Source organism: Streptomyces sp. NPDC093984, from assembly GCF_044764595.1.
Classification (GTDB): Bacteria; Actinomycetota; Actinomycetes; order Streptomycetales; family Streptomycetaceae; genus Streptomyces; species Streptomyces cynarae.
This window is the reverse complement of the sequence record NZ_JBIWIM010000042.1, coordinates 1-6889: the sequence shown is the minus strand read 5'-3', so window position 1 is coordinate 6889 and position 6889 is coordinate 1. Positions and strand designations below refer to the sequence as shown.

Sequence of the window (6889 nt, the reverse complement as noted above, 5' to 3'; positions counted from 1 at the left end):
CAGACGAAGGCCGCTTCTGCGTACGGCAGTTACCGGACCGAGTGATCAAGTTCGACGCACCATTCGACGCCGGAGGTTAAAGATCAAGCTAGGGCGTGTATCGAAAGAGCTGCCATGTGCCCGGCTGTGTGCGCGAGGAGCGAGTGCAACTCGGTGGCGTCTGGAGTGGAAATCAGGAAGGCTTGCGCACATGGTGTCGGTATTGCAGAACGTGGCGATTGACTGTGCGGATGCCTACGAGCTGGCCCAGTTCTGGAGCAGAGTGACCGGATGTCCGCTGCATCCGGAGGACAAGCCGGGTGATCCGGAGGTTCAGGTGCTGCTGGTGGAAGGCCCAGTGCTGTACTTCAACCAGGTGCCCGAGGCTAAGACGATCAAGAACCGGATCCATCTGTGTCTGCGCCCAGAGACCTCGCGTGAGCAGGAGGTGCAACGGCTGCTGGGCCTCGGTGCCACCCTTGTCATCGATCGCCGGAATCCCGATGGCTCTGGCTGGGCGGTCCTTGCTGATCCCGAAGGCAACGAATTCTGCGTTCTGCGCAGCGAATCCGACCGAGCCGTCATGACTTCCTGATGCTTCCGCGGCCCTGGCCGGTTTCGGATGAGTGCTGGTCACAGCCACTCGTTGATGGCCGCGACGAGGACGGTCGCCTCGTAGCGGACCGCGAGCTTGTCGTACCTCGTAGCCACAGCGCGGTGTCGCTTGAGGCGATTGATGCCGCACTCGACCGCGTGCCGGGCCTTGTAGTCCTCCGGGTCGAACTTGGGCGGCCTGCCGCCTTTTGATCCGAGCTTCTTGCGGTTGCAAGCTTGGTCGGCCTTGTCCGGGATGGTGCAGCGGATCCCGCGCCGCCGCAGGTAGGCGCGGTTCTTCCGGGAGGCGTACGCCTTGTCGGCGCGCACACGATCGGGCCGGGTGCGGGGCCTGCCCGGCCCGATGCGGTGCACGCGGACCTTCTCCAGGACGGGCTCGAACTGCGGGGAGTCTCCGCGCTGCCCAGCGGTGACCACGACCGACATGGGCTTCTGTCCTTGCTCGGTGGCCAGGTGGAGCTTGGTGGTCAGGCCGCCGCGAGAGCGGCCCAGGCCGTGGTCGTCCGGCTCGGTGGCGATGCCGCCGGGCGGCTCCTTTTGCAGGCCCCCCTTTTCCTCGCCCCGGCGGCGTGCTGGTGAGCCCGGCACACCGTGGAGTCCACGTTGAGATCCCAGGTGATCAGGCCCTGGGCGTCGGCCCGGGCCTGCAACTCGGTGAAGATCCGCTGCCAGGTGCCGTCCCGCTGCCAGCGGCGGAACAGGTCGTGAAGATGGGACCTGGCCGCTGAGCAACAAGACCCTATGCCTTAGACGATATAGGGGGTACCGTGGCTGCATGCTGAGGTTCACCAGAGCGGCAGAAGACCTCGCCCGCTACCTGTTGGAACGCTACGCCCAGGACCCAGAGGCCGAGAGCTACGGCCTTGAGGCCGCCAAGGCCACCGGCTACGGACCGGGGACCGTCTACCCCGTCTTCCGGCGGATGACTGACGCTCACTGGCTCCTCACTCGCGAGGAGGACCCGGAAGCGCCCGCCACCGAAGGCCGACCGCCCCGTATCTACTACCGAGTCAACCCAGAAGCCGTCGGCGCGATCCGCCAGCGCCTCGCCGAGATCGACGCCCGTCGACGCGCCACTTCACCTCGCTCCAACCCCGCACCCAGCCTCGACCCGGCGCCTGCTACCGAGTCCCGACTCCGCTTCCGGAGGAAGAAGTGACGAACCGGGACAAGCCTGAAGGCGGGACCCAGGTCACCCTCGACCTGCGGAAGCTGATCGAGTGGGCCATCTGGGTCACGGTCTCCATCTTCGGGCTGTACATGCAGACGACCGGCCGGAACGGCGGGTGGCTGCCCGTGCTCCTGGCCGCGGGCGGCTTCCAGCGAATCGCCGAGTCGTTCCAGGATTTCATCAAGTTGGTCCGCGAACTCGGTGGTGCGCTAAGGAAGGTGTGGCGGTGGGGCGCGCCGCTGCGCACCCTGATCGGGGTGGCCTTCCTCGCCGTTCCCAGTGCGCTCTTCCCGGTCGCCACACGCAGGACGTGGCTGCGTGAGTGCCTGGAGATGCTGTCCTTGCGCAAGGAACAGCAGATGTCCTACGGCTACGTGTTCGGCAGCATCCTCAAGCAGCTTCCCGGGGAACTGCTCGCCGCGTGGGCTGATGAGCTCCAGGGGCCCGCCGCCGCATTCGACCTCAAAAAGCCGCTCCCTCTGGAGCGCGAGCAGTCCAGCTACTGGCACCGACACCGGGAAGAAATCCTCTGGGCGGCCTTCTGGGGCCTCCTCTTCCTGATCGCATGGGAGATCTTCCATGCGTGGGTGCTCTCGACCCACCACGAGATGCCGTGGGAGCACTGGTTCCGGGTGCACTGAGCGCGCACGCTACTGCGACCGAAGCCACCCGTCTCCACTGAGCGGCATCGGCGCCGGGCCGAGGGCCACCCCGAAGTCAGCAGGTGGCCCTCCTGCGCGTGCTGTGCCGGCCTGAGGGAATTTCGATCACACCACCCGCTACGCGGAGCGGGCCGCCCGGGCGCGACCGACGGCTGCTTGGGGCTGTCGTCGCCCCGCTGGCTGCCCGCTTCAGTTGAGGTCTGGCACCCACAGCCCTGCTGCTCGCCCGATCTCGACCACGTTCATCGTCGGCTGGAGCGCCGACGGCTTCCACCCCGTCGCTTCCTGGATGAACCCGCCCTTGCGGCTGCCCGTGGTGTTCCATACCTTGTCCAGGACCGGTAACCGCAGCCAGTTCAGCCGCTCCCTCGTGTCGGCGTGCGTGTACCAGGTGAGGAAGTTCTCCCCGCTCCACGCCGCCCCAGGGCTGTCCCGGCAGGTCGCGCGGGTCCCGGCTGTGCGGCGCCAGCTCCCAAATGCCGGTGAGAGCCGGAGTGGTCACGGACCAAAGCCCTCGGTTCCGACACCTACAACGCCGTCCACTGTCGGCGACGGCTGAAAAGTGGACCAGTAGCGACGCTTGGGTTCTAACGCTTGTCGCAACATTCCTTGATCATTGTGGAGTGTTGATGGCGAGGCGGGGACGCAAGCGCAGGCTGGAACTCGAGGCCGAGTACTGGCGCCTTCTGGCAGCCGGGGTGGGCAGCGTCGAGGCGTGCAGGCGCCTTGGGATCGGGCGCAAGACGGGCTACCGATGGCGGGCGGAGAACGGGGGCCTGCAACCGGACTATCTCCCGGAGGCCTCGCGTTCGGGCCGGTACTTGTCGCTGCTGGAGCGTCGCAGGATCGCCTCATTGCGTGGCCGCGGCCTGCCGATCCGGGAGATAGCCGACCTGCTCGGGCGGGCACCGTCGACGGTCAGCCGGGAGTTGCGGCGCAACAGCCGTCCGCACGACTACGGCAGATACGACGCAGACCTGGCCCACCACCGCGGCCGCGAACGGGCCGGACGTCCCCGACGCTCCAAGCTGTCCACGGATGCCGAGCTCAGAGCCGAGGTGCAGTCCAAGCTGGACCTGGAGTGGAGCCCGGAGCAGATCGCCGCCCATCTCAGGACCCGCTGGCCTGATCGCCCCGAGCGGCATCTGTGTCACGAGACCATCTACCGAGCGCTCTACCAAGGTGCCAAGGGCGGCTTGAGCAGGACCCTGACCAGGAAACTCCGCACCGGCCGGCCGCTGAGAAAGCAGCGCCGCCGACCTGATCAGCGCATGCCCCGATTCGTTGCACCCGCCGTCCTCATCGACCGGCGGCCACCGATCATCGAGCTGCGCGAGCGTCTCGGCGACTGGGAGGGCGACCTCGTCGTGGGCGCCCGCAGCCAGTCCGCCGTCGCCACGCTCGTCGATCGACGAACCCGCTATCTCCGCCTGGTCCCGCTGCCCGAGGGGCACTCGGCCGGCCAGTTGCGTGACGCTCTCATCGCAACCCTCAGCTCGTTGCCGGAACGAGCGCGCCTGAGTCTCACCTGGGACCAGGGTTCCGAGATGGCCCGCCATCACGAACTCGCGCCCTACTTCACGGACGGGATCTTCTTCGCACGTCCCGGGAGTCCCTGGGAGCGAGGGACGAATGAGAACACGAACGGCTTGATCCGGCAGTACCTGCCCAAACGCACCAACCTGTCCCTGCACACCGCCGACGAGCTACGCACCATCGAGCACAGGCTGAACAACCGACCCCGCAAAACACTGAGTTGGCAGACCCCCGCTCAAGCGTTCGCCGCGGCTCTGGCATTCTGAGCCTGCAACGTTGCGACGATCATGCGAATCCACCTTAGAACCCAAGCGCCGCCAGAGGGTCACGATTCAGGCGACGCCGACAGTCCACGCCGCACTCACCGAACGTCTCACCGCACTCGAAACCCAGAAGGATCTCGCGGCATCCGTCGCCTTCACCCACTGAACCGCGAAGCGCGGCCGCCGAGGTCAGGTCATCGTCCTGTCGTGGTGGCCGGGGACGCCGGGTCGGGTCCTTGCCCGGTGCCGGCTCCTTCTGGGGGGTGGACCGGGTCGGCGGGGGAGGCCGGTGCCGGGGTCGTGGGCGGGTTCACCGAGTGCGGGGGAGTGCCAGCCGGTGGGACCGGGTCCGGTGCGGATCTTGTAAACCATGCCGTTGATGATCTTCCGGACCGCGATCCGCTCCCGCCCGAACACTCCTTCGGCAGCTTGAGTTTGGTGTTCTCCGCTTTGCTCAACGGCGTCGGCACAAGCCGCATCGTCAGGCGTGTTGGCTGTATACGGGTCAATTGGTGGGGCGCAGTGCGAGGTTGTAGTAGCGGATCTCCTGGTACTCCTCGAGTCCTTCACTGCTGCCCTCGCGTCCGAGGCCGGACTGCTTGACCCCGCCGAACGGTGCGGCCGCGTTCGAGGGGACGCCCTGGTTGATGCCGACCAGGCCGGTGGCCAGTTGGTCGGCCACGTTGAAGGCGCGGTCGAGGTTCTCGGTGAAGACGTAGCCCGCCAGGCCGTACTCGGTGTCGTTGGCCCGGGCGATGGCCTCGTCCTGGCGGGAGAAGCGCTGGATGGCGGCGACCGGTCCGAAGATCTCGGTGTGGGCGAGGTCGGCGTCAGCCGGTACGTGGTCCAGGAGCGTCGGTGTGAAGAACGAGCCGGGGTGGCTGGGAGCCGAGCCGCCGGTGAGTAGGTGTGCGCCGCGGGAGGTCGCGTCCTCGACGAGGCCGGTGAGTCTCGTCACGGCGTTGTAGTCGATCACCGGGCCGAGTCCCACACCGGGGGCGAGTCCGTTGCCGACCTTCACGGCGGCCAGTCGCTCGGTGAGGGCGTCGACGAAAGCGTCGGCGATGCCGTCCTGGACGAAGATGCGGTTGGCGGCGATGCACGACTGGCCGCCGTTGCGCATCTTGGCGGCGAACGCCCCGTCGACTGCCCGCTCCAGGTCGGCATCGTCGAAGACCAGCAGCGGGGCGTTGCCGCCCAGTTCCATGGAACTCTTCAGCACGTTGTCCGCAGCCAGACGCAGCAGGACCTTGCCGACCGCGGTCGATCCGGTGAAGGACACCTTGCGCACCCGCGGATCGGCCAGAACAGCGGTGCTGAAGGCGGGGGCGTCGGTCGTGGTCACGACCTGCACCAGGTCTTCGGGCACACCGGCTGCGACCGCGAGTTGGACCGCGAAGATCGTGGTCAGGGGGGTGTTGGGCGCGGGCTTGATGACCACGGGACAGCCGGCGGCGAGCGCCGGAGCTATCTTGCGGGTGGCCATGGCGAGCGGGAAGTTCCACGGGGTGATCAGGACCGACAACCCCACCGGCGCGCGTCGGCTGAGCAGACGGGCCCCGCCGGCCGGAGCGTCGCGAAGGTCTCCGCCAGGGCGTACCGCTTCCTCGGCGTACCAGCGGACGAAGTCGGCCCCGTAGGAGATTTCGGCGTGGGCCTCGGCGAGCGGCTTGCCCATCTCGCGGGTGATGAGCAGGGCGATCATCTCGGCGTTGCTGAGGATCAGGTCGTACCACGCGTGCAGGCTGTCGGCGCGGTGCCGGGTGTTGGTGGCGCCCCAGGAACGGCCGGCTTCATCGGCGCGGGCGACGGCGTCGAGGGACTGGTGCGCGTTGAAGTCGGGGACCTGGGCGATCACCTGGCCGGTTGCCGGATCGTGGACGTCGAAGGTGCGGGCCACGCCCGGAACGGCGAGGTGAAGGTTGGCCAGGACCTTGTCGGAGTCGGCGAGGACAGTGGGGTCGGCGTCGGGGAGGGTGCTCATGGTGGTCACTTGGCTTCCTGGGCGGATAGGACGGTGTCGATGGCGGCCATAGGCTGCCGGAACTCGTCGTTGGTGGAGATGAAAGGCGGGCTGATCTGGACCGTGTTGCCGCGCAGGTCAGAGACGGGCGGGCAGCAGGTTGCGGTGGAGCATGGAGTGAATCTGGTTCTTCGCGCATATGCACTGACGCATCAATGAGCGCGCCGCATGGTCACCCTGCGCAGCATCCAGGTGCGCTCGTCCGCCAGCCACCTGCCCAACAGGAAGTCTGTGGCCAGTAGCTGGACCAGAATTTGCGCGTCGGCCTTGTCGGTACGGTGGACACGGACGCTGACCGCGACGGAGCGATCCAGGCCCTTGGCCCAAGCCCTCACCGGACTCGGCTATCAGGCCACCCCGGACCCGGGGGCGAGCATTCGATCCGCATCGGCCAGCTCGCCGCCCGCGGCCTGGACATGGGCCACTCGTCACAGCATCGGCGTCACCCCGGCCAAGCCCGCAAGCTCGCCGAAGGCGACGGCGTTGACCGGAGCAAGAGCCGGGCCGGGCGCGCTGCCGAACCGCTGCCGCAGGTCCGTGCCCTGCTACAGCACCCTTTCGAGGAATGCCTGGGTTCGTTTCTCGCGCGGGTTGGCCAGGACTTCGCGGGCGTCGCCGCGTTCGACTGCGATGCCGCCGT

At 67.6% G+C, this 6889-nt stretch carries 7 protein-coding genes; 4 read left to right on the top strand and 3 right to left on the bottom strand.

Annotation, left to right across the window (positions count from 1 at the left end; all coding sequences use genetic code 11):
• The first annotated feature begins 190 nt into the window (after positions 1-190).
• Positions 191-574, top strand: coding sequence for a VOC family protein (locus tag ACIRC0_RS39545; RefSeq protein WP_403626950.1), 384 nt, complete (start codon positions 191-193; stop codon positions 572-574).
• Positions 575-612: 38 nt separating this feature from the next.
• On the opposite strand, the gene ACIRC0_RS39540 is transcribed toward ACIRC0_RS39545, so the two are convergent.
• A complete protein-coding gene (locus ACIRC0_RS39540; RefSeq protein WP_403626947.1) occupies positions 613-1182 on the bottom strand; it encodes an IS5 family transposase in 570 nt (189 codons plus the stop codon).
• A gap of 187 nt (positions 1183-1369) precedes the next feature.
• On the opposite strand from ACIRC0_RS39540, the gene ACIRC0_RS39535 reads away from it, so the two are divergent.
• From ACIRC0_RS39535 to ACIRC0_RS39525, 3 genes are all read left to right on the top strand, one after another.
• Positions 1370-1753, top strand: coding sequence for a hypothetical protein (locus ACIRC0_RS39535; protein ID WP_403626945.1), 384 nt, complete (start codon positions 1370-1372; stop codon positions 1751-1753).
• Positions 1750-2406 (top strand): hypothetical protein, encoded by a 657-nt coding sequence (locus ACIRC0_RS39530; RefSeq protein WP_403626942.1) that lies wholly within the window; start codon positions 1750-1752, stop codon positions 2404-2406. The genes ACIRC0_RS39535 and ACIRC0_RS39530 overlap by 4 nt, the downstream gene beginning before the upstream one ends.
• Before the next feature lie 650 nt (positions 2407-3056).
• Positions 3057-4229 carry an IS30 family transposase gene (locus tag ACIRC0_RS39525; RefSeq protein WP_403626939.1) on the top strand — a complete coding sequence of 391 codons (1173 nt, stop codon included), beginning with the start codon at positions 3057-3059 and terminating at the stop codon, positions 4227-4229.
• 502 nt (positions 4230-4731) lie between these two features.
• Here ACIRC0_RS39525 and ACIRC0_RS39520 read toward each other — a convergent pair.
• Both ACIRC0_RS39520 and ACIRC0_RS39515 read right to left on the bottom strand, forming a co-directional pair.
• On the bottom strand, positions 4732-6210 hold the full coding sequence (locus ACIRC0_RS39520; RefSeq protein ID WP_403626953.1) for an NAD-dependent succinate-semialdehyde dehydrogenase: 1479 nt from the start codon (positions 6208-6210) through the stop codon (positions 4732-4734).
• Positions 6211-6401: 191 nt separating this feature from the next.
• On the bottom strand, positions 6402-6584 hold the full coding sequence (locus ACIRC0_RS39515; RefSeq protein WP_403626936.1) for a hypothetical protein: 183 nt from the start codon (positions 6582-6584) through the stop codon (positions 6402-6404).
• Positions 6585-6889: the final 305 nt, after the last annotated feature.